17 protein-coding genes are annotated in these 17,881 nt (G+C 43.8%); 13 read left to right on the plus strand and 4 right to left on the minus strand.

Annotated features, from left to right (window positions below; translation table 11 throughout):
* The first annotated feature begins 27 nt into the window (after positions 1-27).
* From FHS68_RS11150 to FHS68_RS11170, 5 genes are all read left to right on the plus strand, one after another.
* Positions 28-1,701 (plus strand): glutamine--tRNA ligase/YqeY domain fusion protein, encoded by a 1,674-nt coding sequence (locus FHS68_RS11150; protein WP_167269968.1) that lies wholly within the window; start codon positions 28-30, stop codon positions 1,699-1,701.
* Between the two features lie 30 nt (positions 1,702-1,731).
* Positions 1,732-1,950, plus strand: coding sequence for a type II toxin-antitoxin system RelE/ParE family toxin (locus FHS68_RS11155; RefSeq protein ID WP_167269969.1), 219 nt, complete (start codon positions 1,732-1,734; stop codon positions 1,948-1,950).
* A gap of 64 nt (positions 1,951-2,014) precedes the next feature.
* Positions 2,015-2,326 (plus strand): HigA family addiction module antitoxin, encoded by a 312-nt coding sequence (locus FHS68_RS11160; protein WP_167269971.1) that lies wholly within the window; start codon positions 2,015-2,017, stop codon positions 2,324-2,326.
* A 99-nt stretch (positions 2,327-2,425) separates the two neighbouring features.
* Positions 2,426-2,773 carry a hypothetical protein gene (locus FHS68_RS11165; RefSeq protein ID WP_310588541.1) on the plus strand — a complete coding sequence of 116 codons (348 nt, stop codon included), beginning with the start codon at positions 2,426-2,428 and terminating at the stop codon, positions 2,771-2,773.
* A gap of 107 nt (positions 2,774-2,880) precedes the next feature.
* Positions 2,881-3,405, plus strand: coding sequence for a ferritin (locus FHS68_RS11170; RefSeq protein ID WP_167269973.1), 525 nt, complete (start codon positions 2,881-2,883; stop codon positions 3,403-3,405).
* Positions 3,406-3,454: 49 nt separating this feature from the next.
* Here FHS68_RS11170 and FHS68_RS11175 read toward each other — a convergent pair whose 3' ends face one another.
* Complete coding sequence (locus tag FHS68_RS11175) at positions 3,455-4,015, minus strand: GNAT family N-acetyltransferase (RefSeq protein ID WP_167269975.1); 561 nt, start codon at positions 4,013-4,015, stop codon at positions 3,455-3,457.
* A 71-nt stretch (positions 4,016-4,086) separates the two neighbouring features.
* On the opposite strand from FHS68_RS11175, the gene FHS68_RS11180 reads away from it, so the two are divergent.
* From FHS68_RS11180 to FHS68_RS11190, 3 genes are read left to right on the plus strand one after another with little or no spacing between them, the layout of a single operon-like run.
* Entirely contained in the window at positions 4,087-6,330 is a 2,244-nt protein-coding gene (locus FHS68_RS11180; RefSeq protein WP_167269977.1) for an FUSC family protein, read from the plus strand.
* A gap of 3 nt (positions 6,331-6,333) precedes the next feature.
* On the plus strand, positions 6,334-6,549 hold the full coding sequence (locus FHS68_RS11185) for a YwbE family protein (protein ID WP_167269979.1): 216 nt from the start codon (positions 6,334-6,336) through the stop codon (positions 6,547-6,549).
* A 7-nt stretch (positions 6,550-6,556) separates the two neighbouring features.
* Positions 6,557-7,630: an NADH:flavin oxidoreductase/NADH oxidase gene (locus FHS68_RS11190; RefSeq protein WP_167269981.1), complete on the plus strand. Its 1,074-nt coding sequence runs from the start codon at positions 6,557-6,559 to the stop codon at positions 7,628-7,630.
* On the opposite strand, the gene FHS68_RS11195 is transcribed toward FHS68_RS11190, so the two are convergent.
* Entirely contained in the window at positions 7,627-7,974 is a 348-nt protein-coding gene (locus FHS68_RS11195) for a DUF1801 domain-containing protein (protein ID WP_208408283.1), read from the minus strand. The genes FHS68_RS11190 and FHS68_RS11195 overlap by 4 nt on opposite strands.
* A gap of 45 nt (positions 7,975-8,019) precedes the next feature.
* On the opposite strand from FHS68_RS11195, the gene FHS68_RS11200 reads away from it, so the two are divergent.
* Positions 8,020-8,883 carry a DMT family transporter gene (locus FHS68_RS11200; RefSeq protein ID WP_167269983.1) on the plus strand — a complete coding sequence of 288 codons (864 nt, stop codon included), beginning with the start codon at positions 8,020-8,022 and terminating at the stop codon, positions 8,881-8,883.
* A gap of 7 nt (positions 8,884-8,890) precedes the next feature.
* Here the strand turns inward: FHS68_RS11200 and FHS68_RS11205 are convergent, their stop codons facing one another.
* Both FHS68_RS11205 and FHS68_RS11210 read right to left on the minus strand, forming a co-directional pair.
* The gene (locus tag FHS68_RS11205; protein WP_310588542.1) at positions 8,891-11,275 is read right to left on the minus strand and encodes a PAS domain-containing sensor histidine kinase; all 2,385 of its coding nucleotides are present in this window, start codon (positions 11,273-11,275) and stop codon (positions 8,891-8,893) included.
* Between the two features lie 99 nt (positions 11,276-11,374).
* The gene (locus FHS68_RS11210) at positions 11,375-13,774 is read right to left on the minus strand and encodes a TonB-dependent receptor (protein ID WP_374757512.1); all 2,400 of its coding nucleotides are present in this window, start codon (positions 13,772-13,774) and stop codon (positions 11,375-11,377) included.
* 243 nt (positions 13,775-14,017) lie between these two features.
* Here FHS68_RS11210 and FHS68_RS11215 point away from each other — a divergent pair, with 243 nt between their 5' ends.
* The 4 genes from FHS68_RS11215 to FHS68_RS11230 all read left to right on the plus strand — a co-directional run bounded on the left by FHS68_RS11215 (position 14,018) and on the right by FHS68_RS11230 (position 17,877).
* Positions 14,018-15,361 carry an MATE family efflux transporter gene (locus FHS68_RS11215; protein ID WP_167269987.1) on the plus strand — a complete coding sequence of 448 codons (1,344 nt, stop codon included), beginning with the start codon at positions 14,018-14,020 and terminating at the stop codon, positions 15,359-15,361.
* Between the two features lie 47 nt (positions 15,362-15,408).
* Positions 15,409-17,034, plus strand: coding sequence for an NADP-dependent glyceraldehyde-3-phosphate dehydrogenase (locus FHS68_RS11220; RefSeq protein ID WP_167269988.1), 1,626 nt, complete (start codon positions 15,409-15,411; stop codon positions 17,032-17,034).
* 115 nt (positions 17,035-17,149) lie between these two features.
* Positions 17,150-17,644, plus strand: coding sequence for a DUF6934 family protein (locus tag FHS68_RS11225; protein WP_167269990.1), 495 nt, complete (start codon positions 17,150-17,152; stop codon positions 17,642-17,644).
* A 35-nt stretch (positions 17,645-17,679) separates the two neighbouring features.
* Entirely contained in the window at positions 17,680-17,877 is a 198-nt protein-coding gene (locus tag FHS68_RS11230; protein ID WP_167269992.1) for a hypothetical protein, read from the plus strand.
* Positions 17,878-17,881: the final 4 nt, after the last annotated feature.

A 17,881-nucleotide genomic window follows, 5' to 3' on the forward strand; every position in this document is an offset into this window, starting at 1 on the left:
TTTGAGATTAGAAAATTTCATTTTAGTATGATTACGGAAGAGAAAAAAGAAGAGAAAAACCTGAATTTTATTGAGGAGATTGTGGAGGGAGATTTGCAATCAGGAAAATATACTCAGATTATCACACGCTTTCCACCAGAACCCAATGGCTATCTGCATATCGGTCATGCGTCCAGTATTTGTTTGAATTTTGGCCTAACCAAGAAATTCCAGGGCTATACCAACCTCCGTTTTGACGATACCAATCCGGTAACAGAAGACACCGAATATGTCGAAAGCATTAAGAATGATATACGTTGGATGGGTTTTGAGTGGGAAAATGAGTTGTATGCTTCCGACTATTTTGATAAGCTCTACGAATTTGCGGTTACCCTCATTTCGAAAGGTCTTGCTTATGTGGATGACTCCACTTCTGAGGAAATTGCAACATTGAAAGGAACCCCGACAGAACCGGGAAAAGACAGTCCTTACCGCAACCGCACCGCCGAGGAGAATCTTGTACTTTTTGAAGAGATGAAGAATGGCGCATTCCCGGATGGCAGCCGCACGCTCCGCGCCAAAATAGATATGGCACATATCAATATGCTCATGCGTGACCCCATTCTTTATAGGATCAAACATGCGCATCATCACCGTACTGGTGACAAATGGTGCATTTACCCAATGTACGATTTCGCCCATGGGCAAAGTGATTCCATTGAAACAGTTACCCACTCAATTTGTACCCTCGAATTTGCGCCGCACCGCGAGTTATACGACTGGTTGATTGAGCAATTGGGCATATACCCGTCACAACAATATGAGTTTGCACGCCGCAACCTAAATTACACCGTTACCAGTAAAAGAAAGTTGCTGCGCCTTGTTCAGGAAGGTCATGTGAACGGTTGGAACGACCCCAGAATGCCGACGATTAGCGGACTAAGACGCAGAGGCTACACACCGGAAAGTATCCGAGATTTTTGTGAAAGAATAGGTGTTGCGCGGAGAGAGAACATGATTGACGTGGGCCTGCTTGAATTCTGTGTGAGGGAAGATCTAAATAAAATAGCTTCGCGAAGAATGGTGGTCCTTGATCCGGTGAAAGTGTTGATTACCAACTTTCCAGAGGGTGTAACCGAAATGTGCCATAGCGAAAATAATCCTGAGGACATGGGAGCCGGAATGCGTGAAATTCCTTTTACCAAAGAGATATTTATTGAAAAAGAAGACTTTATGGAAGTTCCCAGCAAAAAATACTTCCGTTTGGCACCAGGAAAAATGGTAAGGCTGAAAGGCGCTTACATTATTCTATGCAATGACATGATTAAAAATGAAGAGGGTGAAATCACCGAAGTACATTGCTCTTATGTTGAAAACAGCAAAAGCGGACAAGACACGACTGGAATTAATGTGAAGGGAACATTGCATTGGGTTTCAGCATTGCACGCTGCCGAAGTAGAAGTTCGTTTGTATGACCGTCTCTTTTCAGTGGAAGATGTTTCTTCGGAAGAGGGTGATTTTCAAGATTATATCAACCCAAAATCCCTGGAAATTATTACTGGCTACGCCGAGCCAGCATTATTGGAAGCAAAAGAAGGAGAATCTTTTCAATTTTTGAGAAAAGGCTATTTTGCCAAAGATTCTGACAGCAATGCGGCGAGGCTTGTGTTCAACAGGACCGTTACGTTAAGGGATAATTGGACGAAGGCTGCTGAGAAATAAATTTCGCCTTCTAGTAATCACACACTTATCATGATCATTTCCATCCGGCACAAGGGATTATTGAATTATTATCAGGATGGCAATGGCTCGGGCTTGCCTTCTCAGTATTTAAGAAAGATTAATAGAATCCTTGATCAGTTAGATGCAGTCTCATCGCAGGATGATATCAAACGGATCGGATCAGGAATTCATAAATTATCGGGAGATATGAGTCAATTTTGGTCAATAAAGATATCGCCGAACTTTTGAATCATATTTCGATTTTCAGATGGCGATATTTATGACGTTGATTACCTGGACTATCACTAACATTATGATAAAAAGAAACCTGGCGCTAGTTCATCCTGGTGAAATTTTGAAAGAAGAGTATATTCTTGAGAGAGGGTTGACCATTACTGAGGTCGCTAAGGGGTTGGGAATTACCCGAAAAACCCTTTCCGCAGTGGTTAATGAGCATATGGGTATAAGTCCTGAATTAGCTGTAAAACTTTCAGAAGCATTTGGAAACACCGCTCAATTCTGGATTAACCTTCAGACAAACTATGAGATGTGGCATGCAGAAATAAAAGTGGACCGTTCTGCGATTCAACATTTTTGGAATGATCAAAATTTACAATCAGCTTGATTTCGGTTTTAATTAGATCGTTTACAAATAAACTTGCGTGCAAAATTGACAGCATGTATATTTGTGTAACAATTTCCACGATTCAACTTGTTGCTGTCAGTGAATACCCCAAACGAATTGTTTAGTACCGCGAAAGGATTTAGCGTACAGTGTGACTTGACTTCCAGAGTCATTCTTCAATTCGATGACTTGAACGCTTCTTTCAAGATCAAAGACTTTCTCACGTTCCGTCGTTTTATCAATAGTATCGACATTCGTAGCAAATTGTTTGACCTTTCGGATGAATCTGATTTTGAGTTTGTTGAGGCTCCCCAACTCAACATTTATCACAAACTAACTCTTTGTGAATTGATCCAGTTGAGAGAACTTGTGAATGGTACCCACTTCGCAATCGAACTCAACTCCCTTCTTCACCAACTTCTTTTCTCCGAATCAGAATCAGTCTAAATAGCTCATTCAGATCATATTAGACCAATTCCAAATTTAGATTTAAGTTTGGATTCCTAAACTTTCGCATGATATTTGCAATCATTAAATAAATAAAAGCAAGTACCATGAGAGATCTATTAAGACAAAGAACTTCCCTTAAAGAGGAAATAGAAATACTGTTGAACAATCAGGTTAAAATGGAAGCGGAAGCTTCTGCCAAATATATGGCCATGGCTTCCTGGTGTGACCGTAATGGTTTCAGGAATAGCGCCAAATACTTTATGAAGCAGTCGGCTGAGGAAAGGGAGCATATGGTGAAGATTTTTAATTATCTGATGTTTGTTGGCGGAACCGCTGTATCACCAGAGGTTTCGGCTGTAAAGCAGGAATTTCCAACATTCAGAAGCGTATTCGAATCAGCGCTACAAAATGAAATCGCTGTAACACAATCTATCAACAGGATCGTTACGCAAAGCCGCAAGGAAGAAGACTACGCGACTGAAAACTTCCTTCAATGGTTTGTAAAAGAGCAGACTGAGGAAGAAGACAATGCACGCCACGCGCTTGAACTTTTTGATATGATTGGCGAAGAAGGTTCTGGCTTGTATATGATTGATAAGGCAATTTTGAAGATCGGTAAGGATGATTAATTCAGGCAATTATTTCAAAATGAAGCTGCATCTATCCAGTGCAGCTTTTTTATTTTTCCAGATAACCACTTTTCAATAATGAGTAAACTTCAGTGTCCCAAAAGATCCCATTATCAAAGAAATTTTCCCTAAAATAGCCTTCTTTTAAAAACTGGAATTTAATCAGCAAATTTCTTGATACCCCATTGTTCGGATGTATTTTAGCCTCTACGCTATGCAACCCGATCTGATCAAACCCATAATTAAGCACTGCGCCGACAGCCTCGATCATAAATCCTTTTCCCCAATAATCCGGATGAAGCATATACCCGATTTCCGCACGATGATTGGGCCAGTCAATTTTATGAAATCCAATGGTTCCGATCAGTCCGCTTGAAGCTTTCCGCGAAACGGACCAGGTGATGCCGATCAATTCCTTTAAATTTCTTTGATATCCATAAATAAGCTCCTCTGCTTCCTCAACCGACCTCAGCAGAGGCTTCCCTATAAATTCCATAGCCTGCTGATTGCTTCTCAACAGATACATATTTTGAGCTTCCTGAGCACGCAATGCATGCAAATACAAACGTTCCGTTTCGATTTCCGGAAATGGGTGGAATTCTTTTTTCAACTTGGTATGTCTTTTGTTGCTTGTAAATTTAAAATAGTAGTATTGCAAAAGCTACCGATGGATTTGTTTTCATGAATTACCTCGACGAGTTTAAAAAATTTATTTCCAGCCATAACCTCGCGACTGGTGTCAGATTAACCCTGGGAGCTCTTATACCAAGCCTCATATTTCAGCATTATGGCATTTTGAGTGAAATGATTGCGTTTCCGTTGGGGACTTTGCTCATTGGAGGAACGGATAATCCTGGCCCTTACCACAGAAGGCGGAACTCACTACTAATTGCCATCGGCACCTGTTTCGCAGTGGCTTGTATCACCGGCTTTCTTCGACATATTCATTTCATTGTTTTCATTGAAATCATCGTTTTCGGGATGTTCTTTTCGCTTGTTGGAGTATACGGGAACAGGGTCAACAGCATTGGTTTGATTTCGTTGCTGGTATTTGTATTTAATATCGACGACCACCTGAGCGGCGATATGGTATTGCGAACAGCCGCTATTTTTTCGGCTGGCGGGATCTGGTACTTTATCCTTTTTATGGTTTTGCAAAAACTGCTGCCTTATAAACTGATCCAGCAGCTGTTGGGAGAAAATTTTGTTCAGCTTGGAAAATTGCTTTCCATCAAAGCAGACTACTATTTCGCTAATCCTGATTACGATGAGCTTTTCAATCGCATGATCCATCAGCAGGTTATCCTCAGAGAAAATCATGAGAATTTGAGAGAAATTTTATTTAAAACCCGTGAAATCGTTACGGAATCGACGAACAAAAGCAGGATTTTGATGCTCATGTTTCTGGATAGCATTGACCTGTTTGAACGAATCCTTAATTCTCAGCAGAATTACGCAAATCTGCACCGCGCATTTGACCATACCAAGGTTTTAAGGCTATTTGGCATATACCTTACCTGGCTATCTGCGGAAATCCAGCAGATCGGGCTAGCCGTACAAAGTGGTTTTTCTTCCACTCCGCGACATGATCTGGACGAAGCTTTCAATAAATGCCAGAAAGCTTTTGAGCGAATGCGGGCAGATAAAATGAACCATGATAACATGGAAGACTTTATTATGTTAAGGCAAATCCTGAATAGTTTACAGGACGTTACTGAGCGGGTTAAAAAACTTCACCGCGCTACAACTTACGATGCAGAAGTTGGCAAAGGTTTCAAACTGAATGTTGACGCCGAAAATTTTATCCCGAAACAGGAATACCATCCACGCATCTTGCTGGACAACCTATCCCTGAAATCCAGCCATTTCCGGCATGCGGTGAGGGTCACACTTGGTTTACTAGTCGGTTATATTGCTTCGCTTTTCTTTGCATTAGGACATGGATATTGGATTTTGCTGACCATTGCTGTGATCCTGAAACCTGCCTTCAGCATTACCAAGCAGCGCAACCTGCACCGCATTGGAGGTACGATTCTCGGTGTAACAACCGGTTTTCTACTGCTATACCTGATCAGTGATGCCACCGCGCTCTTTTTTGTAATGCTGATCGCAATGGTATTGGCTTACACTTTTTTAAAGACCAACTACTTTATAGCTTCTACCAGCATTACCCTTTATGTAATCCTTTCTTTCAATTTTCTGAACCCGCAGCATATAACCGCCGTTTTACAGGATCGGGTTACGGATACGGTTATCGGGTCTGTGATTGCCTATCTCATATCCTCTTATATTTTGCCGGTTTGGGAGCATACGCAGATTAATCAATACATGAAGGAAGCATTAAATGCAAATCGTAAATATTTTGATATTGTTGCTGGCAAGTTTGCAGGTAAACAGTTTAATATCAATGATTTAAAAGTGCTTCGCAAGGACGCCATCATTGCTATGGCGAACCTTTCGGATAATTTCCAAAAGATGCTATCCGAGCCAAAGCGTCAGCAAATGAATATGGAAGAGTACCACCAGTTTGTTGCGACCAGTCATATGCTGACGTCTTACATTGCCAGTTTGTCAACTTACGCCCAAACGCTTGACTACTCTGATTTTTCAGTTGAATTTGAAATGATGATCAGGCAGATAGACCGGCAGTTGCAGGCTGGTGCCGATGTGATCGAAGGCAAAACGGGTAACAGTCTTGAAATCACAAGAGAATCGCTCCCGCAAAATCAGAGGTTGATTGAATTACTAGCGAAAAGAAAAAAGGAGATTAAAGAACTAGGGATAGAAAAAGCAGATCAATCCCCCGCCAGAAAAATGTTATCCGACGTCAAAACCATCAATGGGTTGTTCGAATTGATCAGCACAATCACAATTGACGAAATCAAAATATTACAAAAAATCAAAGCAGTAAGCATACAACATTAAAAAATGAGCTCATTACCAGGCACAGAAAGAAAAAATATTACTCCCGGACTATCCGTGAGTGTTGTTCTCAAGAAAGACCAGCGCAGCGGCGCCTTGACAGACGGCATTGTCAGGGACATTCTTACCAAGTCACCCAATCATACGCATGGTATCAAGGTGAGACTTGAAACGGGCGAAGTCGGCAGAGTCAAAGTTATCAAAGAACCAATATCCAATTAGAATCAGCATGTCATCGCATCTTTTCACTCCATTAAGCCTAAAAAGCATTACATTAAAAAATAGGATTGTCGTTTCACCCATGTGCCAATACTCGTCTGTGGACGGCTTTGCAAACGACTGGCATTTGGTCCATTTGGGCAGCAGGGCTGTCGGCGGAGCGAGCCTGATTATCTTCGAAGCAACCGCAGTTTCTGCGGAGGGACGCATTTCTCTGCAGGATCTGGGTATCTGGAAAGATAAACATAAAGAAAAATTAAAGCAGATCACCGACTTCATTTCGTCCCAGGGAACGGTTCCTGGCGTACAATTAGCGCACGCAGGAAGAAAAGCCAGTACGTTTCCTGCCTGGAAAGGCCGGGGGCAGGTGCCATTTGATCAGGGAGGCTGGAAAACGGTCAGCGCGTCTTCCATTCCCTTCCTGGAAAAAGAGGACGCACCATTGGAACTGGACGAGCAGGGAATTAAAAAGGTGATCGATGACTTTGCGAAGGCTGCAAAACGCGCGCTCGAAGCCGGATTTAAAGTTATTGAAATTCACGCCGCCCACGGATACCTGATTCATCAATTTTTATCCCCTCTCAGCAATCAACGCACCGATTCATACGGAGGTAGCTTTGAAAACCGCATCCGGCTTTTACTTCAAGTTATTGAAGCAATACAAAAAGTCTGGCCGGACGATCTGCCAATCTTCGTCAGAATATCCGCGACAGACTGGGCCGACGGTGGCTGGGAAGCAGAGCAATCCACTGAGCTTGCGAAGATTTTGACAGATAAGGGCATATCGCTGATCGATGTTTCGTCTGGAGGATTGGTATCTTATGCCAAAGTTCCGATTGGGCCGTCTTATCAGGTACCATTCTCAGCGAAAATCAAAAAACAAACGCATGCGCTCACAGCCGCGGTGGGCCTGATCACGGAGGCACAACAAGCAGAAGATATTCTCAAAGATGGCGAAGCCGACCTCATTGTGATGGCGCGGGAAATGTTGCGTGACCCTTATTTTCCGTTACATGCAGCACGTCAGCTTGGAGAGGATATTGAATGGCCGGTTCAGTATGACCGTGCAAAGCCAGCGCACTAGAGTTGGGCAATTGCCATGTCGAGAATTTCGGCGAGCATTTCAACCGGCAGGTCAGATGCGGGATCAAGCAAAAAGATTTTCATTCTTGATCGTTTTTCAGGGATCAAAAACGGATGATCTATCATATTTCCATCTACTATCCCGAGGTAAGGCCTGCCTGTTTTTTTCTCGGCCCAGATATAGCAGAGCCTTTTTCCCTGAAATCTGTAAAATGGCATTGCATATTTCCATTCCTCGACCATACCTGGATGATATTGCAGGACAAAATGCCGGAGCGCTTCCATACAACTTTTGGCTGGCTCGGGCTTATCCCAAAAGAACTGATCAATATCCCTGAGCATCATACCAGTTGGATTGAATGGTTATCTTTGCCCGAAATTATCTCATTTATGCCAAATCCCCGTATTTGCCTGCTTATTGGTCTCGTCAGCATCAGCATTTTCCCGGTTTTGGTAAAGTGGGCGCCTGTTTCGGGAATCACATCTGCATTCTATCGGATGTTTTTCGGATTCGTTTTTATTTTACCCTATGTTTTAATTACCAAAAAACTTACCTGGCCCGACAGCAAACAGTGGCTTCCTATCATTGCTTGCGGGCTTATTTTTGCTACTGACATTGCCGTCTGGAACTTATCAATCCATTATTCCAATGCTACACAAGCCACATTACTTACCAATCTGGCACCAGTTTGGGTAGGTATCGGTACATTTTTCTTCTTGCCTGAGAAACCCGGGAGCAGGTTCTGGATTGGAACATTGGTAGCATTATCAGGCATGGTCGTCCTGATTGGTTTTGATTCATTTTCAGAGATGAAGCTGGATAAAGGCTTTGCGCTGGCCATTTTATCGGGAATGCTATATGCCACGTATATGCTGGTCAGTAAATCTGTTCTAAACCGGATCAATATTGTGAGCTTTATGACTATTAATATGGCCGTTTCGTGTTTATATCTGTTCCTCGTCTGCCTATTTTTTGAACAGCCCTTAATTGGTTTTCATCCGTCAATCTGGATTGTGTTCTTAATCCAGGGATTGATTTGCCAATTGCTGGGTTGGCTGGCAATCAATTATGCGGTTAAGAAAATGGATGCAAAAAGCGTATCGCTAAGCCTGCTCAGTCAGGCTTTGGTGACCGGATTGTTTGCCTGGGCATTCATTGGTGAGCAAGTAACACTTCAAATGATTGTGGGAGGAGTAATTATTCTGGCAGGAATAGCAATTACTTACCAGAAAAAGCGAGTTGCGCCGAGATAGTAATGATTTAATAAACAGGTAGATAGATAATAAATGTAGCCCCTATCCCGGGCTCTCCCACTGCGTCGATCATGCCGCTATGGTTATCCACAATTTTTTTACAAATTGCCAGACCGATCCCCGTCCCCTCGTAAGCACTCCTGCTATGCAGACGCTGAAATACCTGAAAAATCCTGTCTTTAAATTGGGGATCAAAACCAATACCATTATCCGAAACCGAAATGAATTCATATTCTATCTGCGGATCTGTTTCAAACGGTATCAATGCACCGGCAATGCGTCCTGTTCTGACCTCGATTATAGGTGGCGTTCCTGCCTTCGTGAATTTCAGTGCATTGGTAATCAGGTTCATGAAAAGCTGTTCGAACTGATAAACAATGACATTCCGGACTGGCAGTACGTCACATATAACAGACGCATTCTTTTGTACAATCAAATCACCCAATTGCTCCTTCACATTCCCCAAAAGAAGGTTCAGATCGATCTTCTCAAAATGCTTTTCAACCGCATTAGCCCGCGAAAAGGCAAGAAGGTCGACGATCAGCTGCTGCATTCTCGTAGAGGATGCCTGCATTCTCTCGAAATAGTCGCGGCCCTTATCCGTCAGGTTTTCGCTTTCAGTTTCCAGTAGCCTCGTAGCAAATGTCTGGATTTTACGCAATGGTTCCTGAAGATCGTGGCTGGCTACATATGCAAATTGTGCAAGTTCCATATTGGTTCTCACCAATTCATTGTTTGCGATCGTGAGCTCCTTCGTACGCAGCTGAACTTTCGTTTCCAACTGATCAATAAATAGCTTGCTGTCATGAATATCAGTACTGGTCCCCACCCACATCTGAATGCTTCCATCTGGATTTCTCTGAGGAATAGCCCGACTTAGCTGCCATCTGTACACGCCGTCGTTTCTTCTGAAACGGTGTTCAAAGAGAAAGTCGCTTCCATGGGTAATCGCTTTCGTCCAAAGGCGTATATTTTCCGCTCTGTCGTCCGGATGGACAATCTGCAACCAGCCTTCATCCCGAATCTGCTGTGGTGAAAGGCCTGAATAATCATAAACGGACTGGTTGAAGTAATTGAGGTGACCAGTGGCCTCCCCCGTCCATACAAATTGCGGCATGGAATCGGCCAGGGTCCTGAACTTACCTTCACTTGTTTTTAACGCAAGCTCCGCTTCTTTCCGATCGGTAATGTCCATCATGGTACCCAGCATTCTGTGCGGGACATGATTTTCTTTGTATAAAACTTTCCCTTGAGTCCGAACCCAATGAACCGAATTGTCGGGATGCACCACCCTGGCTTCATAATAATAAGTACCTGTTTCGAGCGCAATTTGAAATGCTTTTTCAACAATGGCTACCCGGTCGTCAGGATGAACATGGTTTCGAAGTTCCAAATGCGTAAAAACCGTTGATTCCGGATAACCGAATATCGAGGCAAGCCTTCCCGAGTGAATGATATCACGGGTTTCAAGATTAAGGTCCCAGGTTGCGAGCTTGGTGCCATCGGTGGCCAGTGAAAGCCGGTCGGCGGCCTCCGCGATCTGCTGGCGGAACCTTACCTTATCGCTGACGTCATTTACGGACACCATAATTCCTGAAACGCTTCCATCCACCTCAAACATCGGAGCATACTGAAAATCAAGGTAGTATTCTTTTAATCCGCCAGGTCCGTCCACATAAGCTAATGCCTCATTTTCCCGGTGAACAATACCCTTACTGTAAACATCATTCAGTATTTTAGCAAATTTCTGATTCCTCAGCTCAGGAAAAACATCGAAAAGCTTTCTGCCGATCACCTCATTCAGATCCCTGCGCCAAAGATCTTTCAACATGGTTTCGTTGGCAATGCTGATCACGAAATCCTCGCCCCTAAAAACAGCTTTGGCAAATTGAGATTGGGTAACCAGATTTCTGAACTGGTTTTCGCTTCTCTGCAGGGCCTGCTTTGAAAGGACCTGTTCAGTAACTTCGGTTGCTACCACGATAATCCCCGAAACTTCGCCCGTACCTTCAAAAAGTGGTTGATAGACAAAATTAAAATAGCATTGCTCTGGCTGACCGGAGCGCTTTAATATAATCTCGAATTCATTTCCATTAAAGGGAACGCCTGTTTGAAGCACCTCGGCAAGGATTGGCCCAACGAACTTTTTCGCTTCGGGTAGTGCATCGAAAAGTGGCTTTCCGATCAATTCGGCTTCTGTGCGGTCTACGATGGCCAGGTATGAGTCATTGGCTATCTCAACAAAAAAATCGGGACCTCGCAGGATAATTATTCCTACCGGTGCCTGCTTCATTACATTTCTAAATCTGCTTTCGCTATCGCTGGATAGGTGATTTTCCACACTATTGGTTTGTCCCTGAATGGGTTGGCCGGACTCTGTTAATGTGCTCACTTAAAAATGGTTTCGAAAACGTACCTACAATCTAACAAATGCAGGGAAGAGGGTTATTACACAAGTTAAATAATAAAAAGCTAAATAAAATGAGGTGCGTTAAAACTCGCCCTCCAAACTCTCCTTAGGTTTCTTTTTAGCCTGGTGCAGACGGTAATTTAAAGTGAGGTTAATCTGCCGAAGACGGCCCTGAGAACTGTTTCTTGCGTAAAAATTCGGGCCTTCTGTTATGGATCGGAACTTACGCGAATTGAAAACGTCAATCACGCTCAATGTAAGCGTGCCATTGTTTTTTAGGATATCCCGTGTTGCTGCAAGATCTAGTGTAGCCAGTGCCTTTCTTCTTCCCTGAGGCGTTTGCTGTGGCGCCTCATAATTGCCGCGAAGCTGCACATCCGTCGATTTCCAAAGGGTAAATCTTGACATTGCCCGCACAAACCAACTGTAAGTATCGCTTTGAAAATCCTCGTCCAAAGACGTCCCATCCGTGATAGCGCGGAAAAAATTAAAACTTCCATCCATTTTCCACCAGGGGAAAGGAGTGAAAGAGCTAGTAAACTCAACGCCATAAGCATCTTCCGTACCCAGGTTTTCAGGACGGGTATAAGAACTGCCATCGTCCTGAACACGCCTGATGCTCGTAATTTTCCCGTTGGTATGGCGATAATAAACAGACGAGGTCAGCGAGCCTTTGGACATGTATTTGATATGCCCCAGTTCAAAAGCATTGGTAAATTCAGGATTCAGGTCCGGGTTCCCACTCCAATAATTCCGGTTATCGCTGTACGTCGCAAAAGGGCTCAGGTCATTGTATTGCGGTCGACGGACGCGTCGGCTGAAACTTAATTGAAATGCATTTTGCTTGGCAAAGTCGTATGTAATATGCATGCTGGGGAACAAATTGGCATATTTCCTTTCGTTCACATCACGTGTTTGTTTCAATTCGGTGGTAACCCCCGTCCATTCTGCACGCACACCTGCCTGGTAAGAGAATTTGCCGGTTTTGTTTCCGACGATCCCATAAGCTGCATTGATGTTTTCTTCGTATAGGAAATCATTCGTCAAAGCTGGTAATGTGATCCAGCCGCCGTCGCTGGCCTGTTGTGTGACAATGTAATCATTTGTCATATCCCTGGTACTACTCCGCGCACCCGCCTCAAATTTCCCGTCCTTGCCAAAAGGATGAACATAATCAAGCTGGAACAAAAGCTGTTTTTCGGTTTCGTAGTTAACGGCCCTTTGCAGCAGCGGTGGAATGCCGGAAGGACTACCGTCTGCTTTAAAAATATTCTCATTATAATATTGGTCCGAATTTTCCCAGTTGTCCAAATACCTCACGTCAGCGGTAAGTTCCCTTCCTTTTCTGTCAAAAGTTTTCTTATAAGTTAACGAATACTCCGCGTTTGGTTCCGTCTCCGTTTCATCCTGGGTTCTGTTGGTAATCCCCGTCAAGTTGCCCAGATTGGATAAATAATCACGGTAATTGAGATTAGAGAAGCGCTTTCCCTTGCTTCTCCGCCAGGTATAGGAGCCTGTTAGAATGTTTTTAGGGTTAAAATAATAGTCAATCCCTCCCCTTGCGCTGTTGTTCATCCCTTTCAGATTGCTCCGCATATCCCGCTCCATGATGAAAGTCGAATCATTGCGGTACAATTCCTGGTAAAGAAAGTTTTTACCGGGTGTATTGCGGTATGACATCGTATAATTAATGAAGAAGTTTAGGTTTTTACGTCTGTAGTTAACATTAGCCGCAGCCCCGTAATTGGTCGGATGGCCTGTTATAATGTCAAAAGAGCCGTTTATTCCCTCTTTTCTTTCTTTTTTCAAAACAATATTAATTACCCCTCCCATACCTTCGGCCTCATAACGGGCAGACGGATTAGTAATGATTTCTACCCGCTCAATCATGCTTCCCTGCAATTGGGCGAGCCCGCTTGCACCTTTGATACTTACCAACCCCGATGGCTTACCGTCGATCAGTATACGTACATTTCCGCTTCCCCTGAGGCTAACGTTTCCTTCCACGTCAACCGCCACGGACGGAACATTGGTCAAAATATCAACCGCAGTACCGCCAGCATTTGCCAAATCCTTACCCACATTGAAGATCTTCTTATCCAGTGAAAGCTCCATCGAGCTCTTTTCGGCTTGAACCGTCACTTCATCGAGCGTTCTTGCCGATGCCGTCACTTTAATGGTTCCAATATTTAATGGGGAATTCACGGAAGTGAGCTTGATTCCCTGCGTGATCTGGGGCTTATAACCGATAAATTCAGCCAACGAATAATAGGATCCGGCAGCAATATCCACGGTGAAAGCACCCGCTTCATCCGTAATCGCTCCACTTACAAAAGTGCTATCTGAAACTTTGAACAACCGGATGCTGGCGTAGCTGAGCGCACTGTTACTTTGCGCATCGGTAATCTTCCCAATCACCTTCAATTTGGCTTCATTTTGGGCAAAAACAGTAAATGAACTGCAAAACAGGATGAACACCATTATCCGAATGCCGACAAGAACACTCAATCCTCTTCCAGCAGTCAAGCCTTTCTCTAAAATCGCTCTGATACCCATTCTGTCTTTTGTAATATTTTTTCAATAATTGATTGCAAGATTTGATAACAAAGAAACCGCTTTTTTACTTGTTTTTACTCCCTATGCACGGATATTAAGACGAAAGATTATTCCTCTCACTTGTATTTATCTAACTTTGCAACCTTTTTAAGCAATTCCTCACGGTCCATGAAAAACGAAGCATCACAAACATTAAAATTAGCCTTCCCCATTATCATTGGAGAATTGGCCCAAATGGCGCTGCATTTAATTGACAGCGCGATGGTTGGCGCAATCAGTTACAAGCAGCTGGCGGCTGCGGCACTGGTTATCAATGCCATGAACATTCCTTTTGTAATCGGCCTGGGAATGACTATCTCCGTTTCTCAAATGGTATCACTGGCCAATGGTCGCCGCGACGCCCAACTTGTTTCCCATTATCTGTTCAATGGCTTCCTCCTTTGCACGCTCACAGCGGTCGCCATTTCGCTAACACTGGTGTTTGGTAAGGACGTATTGTACCACCTGGGCCAGGATCCGGAGGTGGTTACGCTGGCCATACCATTCATGAAATTGATGGGATTTTCCATCATACCCATGCTGCTCTTTATGACACTGAAACAATTTGCGGATGGTCTGGAGCAAACCAAAACCGCCATGATCTTCTCCCTGGGCGGTATGCCTTTGAATATCCTGCTCAACTGGCTGCTTATTTACGGCAATTGGGGTTTCCCACGACTGGAACTGGAAGGAGCCGGCTGGGCGACGCTGATCACCCGGAGCTGTATGTTCCTGGCATTGGGATACGTGATCTTGCGACATAAGACCTTCGAAAAATACATTGCAGTGAGTGCTACCCAATGGAAATTTAGAGCGCAAACCTGGCGTGAATTGCTGCACATTGGCGTGCCGAGCAGTTTGCAGATTGGGATGGAAGCGGGTGCTTTTGCAGTATCCGGCATTATTATTGGCACTTTAGGAGCCGTTTCACAAGCCGCACACCAGATCGCACTAAGCTGTGCTTCGTTCACCTTTATGGTATCCATGGGTCTGGCGCAGGCCGGCTCTATCCGGGTGAGTAATGCATTGGGCCGCAGCGATTGGTACAAAATAATTCTGATTGGGAAAAGCACCATGATCACCGCGCTAGTCTATGGTACTTTCTGTGCGATTACATTTGTGATTTTTCGAAATCAGCTACCGCTGGCTTTCAACAACAATTTTGAAGTTGTTAAATTGGCGTCACTCCTGTTGCTTTTCGCTGCTTTGTTCCAGATTTCCGATAGCACCCAGGCTATTGGGGCCGGGCTATTGAGAGGGATTAAAGATGTGAAAACGCCTACCATTCTGATCGGGATCGCTTATTGGGTCATTGGGATTCCTTTTGGCTATGTACTGGCATTTCGTTTCGGTATGGGAGCGTCGGGTATGTGGCTTGGCCTGATCATGGGTTTGACCGTGGCGTCGGCATTCCTCATCACTCGTTTTTTGAAAATGGGTAAGAGAAACACGGCCATTACGTCGTCTATTTAAAAGGAATTAAAGAATCTGTCTTATCAATTCAACCTATCAATTTCAAAATGGATTTCGATGACGCTTTAAGAAATATTTTTGTTGAAGAAAAGGACATTCCGGCAGAATTCAGCTTGTCAGCACTGATCCACCAGCGTGAATACCTGAGCAATGGTGAAATGAAACCCTGGAACGGACAGGTCCACGAGGTATATTCCCCTGTTTGTATTCCATCATCAAACGGTCTGAAACGCAAACTCATCGGCAGTTATCCGATCTGTACGGAAGCGGAAGCGGAAGAATCACTCGACGCCGCAGTAACTGCGTATAACAATGGCCGTGGGGAATGGCCTACCATGGGCGTTGCCGAAAGAATTCATTGCGTTGAGCAGTTTACAGGTCAAATGATCGAGCAAAAAGACATTATCGTAAAGCTCATCATGTGGGAAATTGGAAAGTCGTTTGCTGATTCCACGAAGGAGTTTGATCGAACCGTCGAGTACATTTATGCGACCATCGATTCACTGAAAAACCTTGATCGGGATTCGTCAGGCTTTGATATTGTCGATGGCATCGCAGCACAGGTACGACGTTCGCCGCTGGGTGTGGTGCTTTGTATGGGGCCCTTCAACTATCCGTTGAACGAGACTTTCACTACGCTGATCCCGGCATTAATCATGGGCAATACTATTCTTTTCAAACCACCAAAATTTGGAACATTGCTTCATTATCCTTTGCAGGAAGCTTTCAGGGACAGTTTCCCAAAAGGTGTGGTGAATGTCATTTACGGTCGGGGAAATGCCATTGTCCCGGGGCTGATGCAATCGGGCAAGATTAATGTGCTGACACTGATTGGTTCAAGTAAAGTGGCCAATGAGCTCAAAAAACAACATCCAAAAATAAACCGGCTACGGGCAGTATTGGGGCTGGATGCCAAAAATGCGGCAATTGTGACTCCCAATGCAGACATTAAATTAGCTGTAAAAGAGATTATTTCAGGGTCACTTTCTTTCAATGGCCAGCGTTGCACCGCCATCAAAATTGTGTGGGTGCACCGCAGCATTGCCGACCAGTTTTTGCAGCAGTTCAGTGCTGCAGTCGCCGAATTGAAGTACGGCATGCCTTGGGAAAAAGGTGTATCGCTGACGCCATTGCCCGAAACCAACAAAATCGAATACCTCAACGATTGTATTTCCGATGCCATCGCAAATGGAGCGAAAGTTGTGAATGAAAATGGGGGAAAATCAGAAGGCTCATTCTTTTACCCCGCCGTGGTGTATCCTGTCAACAGCAAAATGAGGCTGTATCACGAAGAACAGTTCGGCCCCATTGTACCTGTGGTTCCCTTTGACGACCTGGAAGAAACGATTGAATTTCTGATTGAATCAACCCACGGACAGCAAGTCAGTATTTTCAGCAACAACGCCGACGAAGTTGCATCCCTGATCGACCCGCTGGTCAATCAGGTAAGCCGGGTTAATATTAATACCCAATGTCAGCGCGGACCTGATGTATTCCCGTTTACTGGCCGAAAAGACAGTGCAGAAGGCACACTATCCGTCCCGGACGCCATCCGCGCCTTCTCCATCCGCTCCCTGGTCGCATTCAAAATGAACGAAGCTAACAAGCAGCTGATCAACGAGATCATACACGAGGATACATCGAATTTTTTGAGTACGAAGTTTATATTTTGAGCTGGACATAAGGCATAGAAAGCTTCTTTCAGATAATCTGGGAGGAGCTTTTTTATTGTTTAGCTAAATATTACTTAATTTTCCGTTGAGTTTCTTGACACACACATTTCAATAAATGAATAGACCTGCTTACAAATACCACCAGTTTGGAAGAACTAATAGATACTTTTTTTTCAGCGATGGGATTTACGGAACCATCACAAAAACGGTTATGATTACTCCGATTGAACCTGATTTGGTAAATTCTCCTCACCTGGACTTATACAATCTAGCTTTCGGAGACGTAAAAGAAGAGGATAATTCGTGGATTTTCGATGACAGTTCGCGTAGCAATAATGGTGACATGCCGAAAGTTATGGCAACAGTTGTCAGAATTGCGATTGATTTTATGAAGAAAAACAAGAATGCGGTACTCACATTTTCAGGATACATTGACCAAAAATCCGATACCCTGGGTCGCAATCAAAGAACCATTCTATATCAAAGAGCTATCGAGTCCAATTGGGTCGAGTTAAACACTTATTTTCAATTTTGGGGTATCCGGGATGATAAACAGGAAGATTATGTTCCTGGAAAACTGTACAACAAGATATTGGTTCAGCACAGATAATTGGTTAAGTTTGATATACTAAAATCCGATATCTAATGAAAACAACACACGCAAGTCTTCCGAAGAAAGAAATAACAAAGATTACCCGTTCTGCATCACGAAATTCTCTTCCAGTCATTGATGAAAAATTGATAGCGGCACTGGAAACTTCTCCTTCTTTCAAGAAGAAACATCAGGATGCTGTCGAGTTTTTTGTTAATCTTAAAGGCCCCCTTAAATTCAAGGATGATTAAGATT

The organism is Dyadobacter arcticus (assembly GCF_011762185.1).
In the GTDB taxonomy this organism is placed as follows: domain Bacteria; phylum Bacteroidota; class Bacteroidia; order Cytophagales; family Spirosomataceae; genus Dyadobacter; species Dyadobacter arcticus.

Excerpts from the sequence above, each read along its gene's own strand:
- FHS68_RS11150 (WP_167269968.1), top strand. The coding sequence starts at position 28 with ATGATTACGGAAGAGAAAAAAGAAGAGAAAAACCTGAATTTTATTGAG.
- FHS68_RS11155 (WP_167269969.1), top strand. The coding sequence starts at position 1,732 with ATGATCATTTCCATCCGGCACAAGGGATTATTGAATTATTATCAGGAT.
- FHS68_RS11160 (WP_167269971.1), top strand. The coding sequence starts at position 2,015 with ATGATAAAAAGAAACCTGGCGCTAGTTCATCCTGGTGAAATTTTGAAA.
- FHS68_RS11170 (WP_167269973.1), top strand. The coding sequence starts at position 2,881 with ATGAGAGATCTATTAAGACAAAGAACTTCCCTTAAAGAGGAAATAGAA.
- FHS68_RS11180 (WP_167269977.1), top strand. The coding sequence starts at position 4,087 with ATGAATTACCTCGACGAGTTTAAAAAATTTATTTCCAGCCATAACCTC.
- FHS68_RS11185 (WP_167269979.1), top strand. The coding sequence starts at position 6,334 with ATGAGCTCATTACCAGGCACAGAAAGAAAAAATATTACTCCCGGACTA.
- FHS68_RS11190 (WP_167269981.1), top strand. The coding sequence starts at position 6,557 with ATGTCATCGCATCTTTTCACTCCATTAAGCCTAAAAAGCATTACATTA.
- FHS68_RS11195 (WP_208408283.1), bottom strand. The coding sequence starts at position 7,974 with ATGATGCTCAGGGATATTGATCAGTTCTTTTGGGATAAGCCCGAGCCA.
- FHS68_RS11200 (WP_167269983.1), top strand. The coding sequence starts at position 8,020 with ATGCCAAATCCCCGTATTTGCCTGCTTATTGGTCTCGTCAGCATCAGC.
- FHS68_RS11210 (WP_374757512.1), bottom strand. The coding sequence starts at position 13,774 with ATGGTGTTCATCCTGTTTTGCAGTTCATTTACTGTTTTTGCCCAAAAT.
- FHS68_RS11215 (WP_167269987.1), top strand. The coding sequence starts at position 14,018 with ATGAAAAACGAAGCATCACAAACATTAAAATTAGCCTTCCCCATTATC.
- FHS68_RS11220 (WP_167269988.1), top strand. The coding sequence starts at position 15,409 with ATGGATTTCGATGACGCTTTAAGAAATATTTTTGTTGAAGAAAAGGAC.
- FHS68_RS11225 (WP_167269990.1), top strand. The coding sequence starts at position 17,150 with ATGAATAGACCTGCTTACAAATACCACCAGTTTGGAAGAACTAATAGA.
- FHS68_RS11230 (WP_167269992.1), top strand. The coding sequence starts at position 17,680 with ATGAAAACAACACACGCAAGTCTTCCGAAGAAAGAAATAACAAAGATT.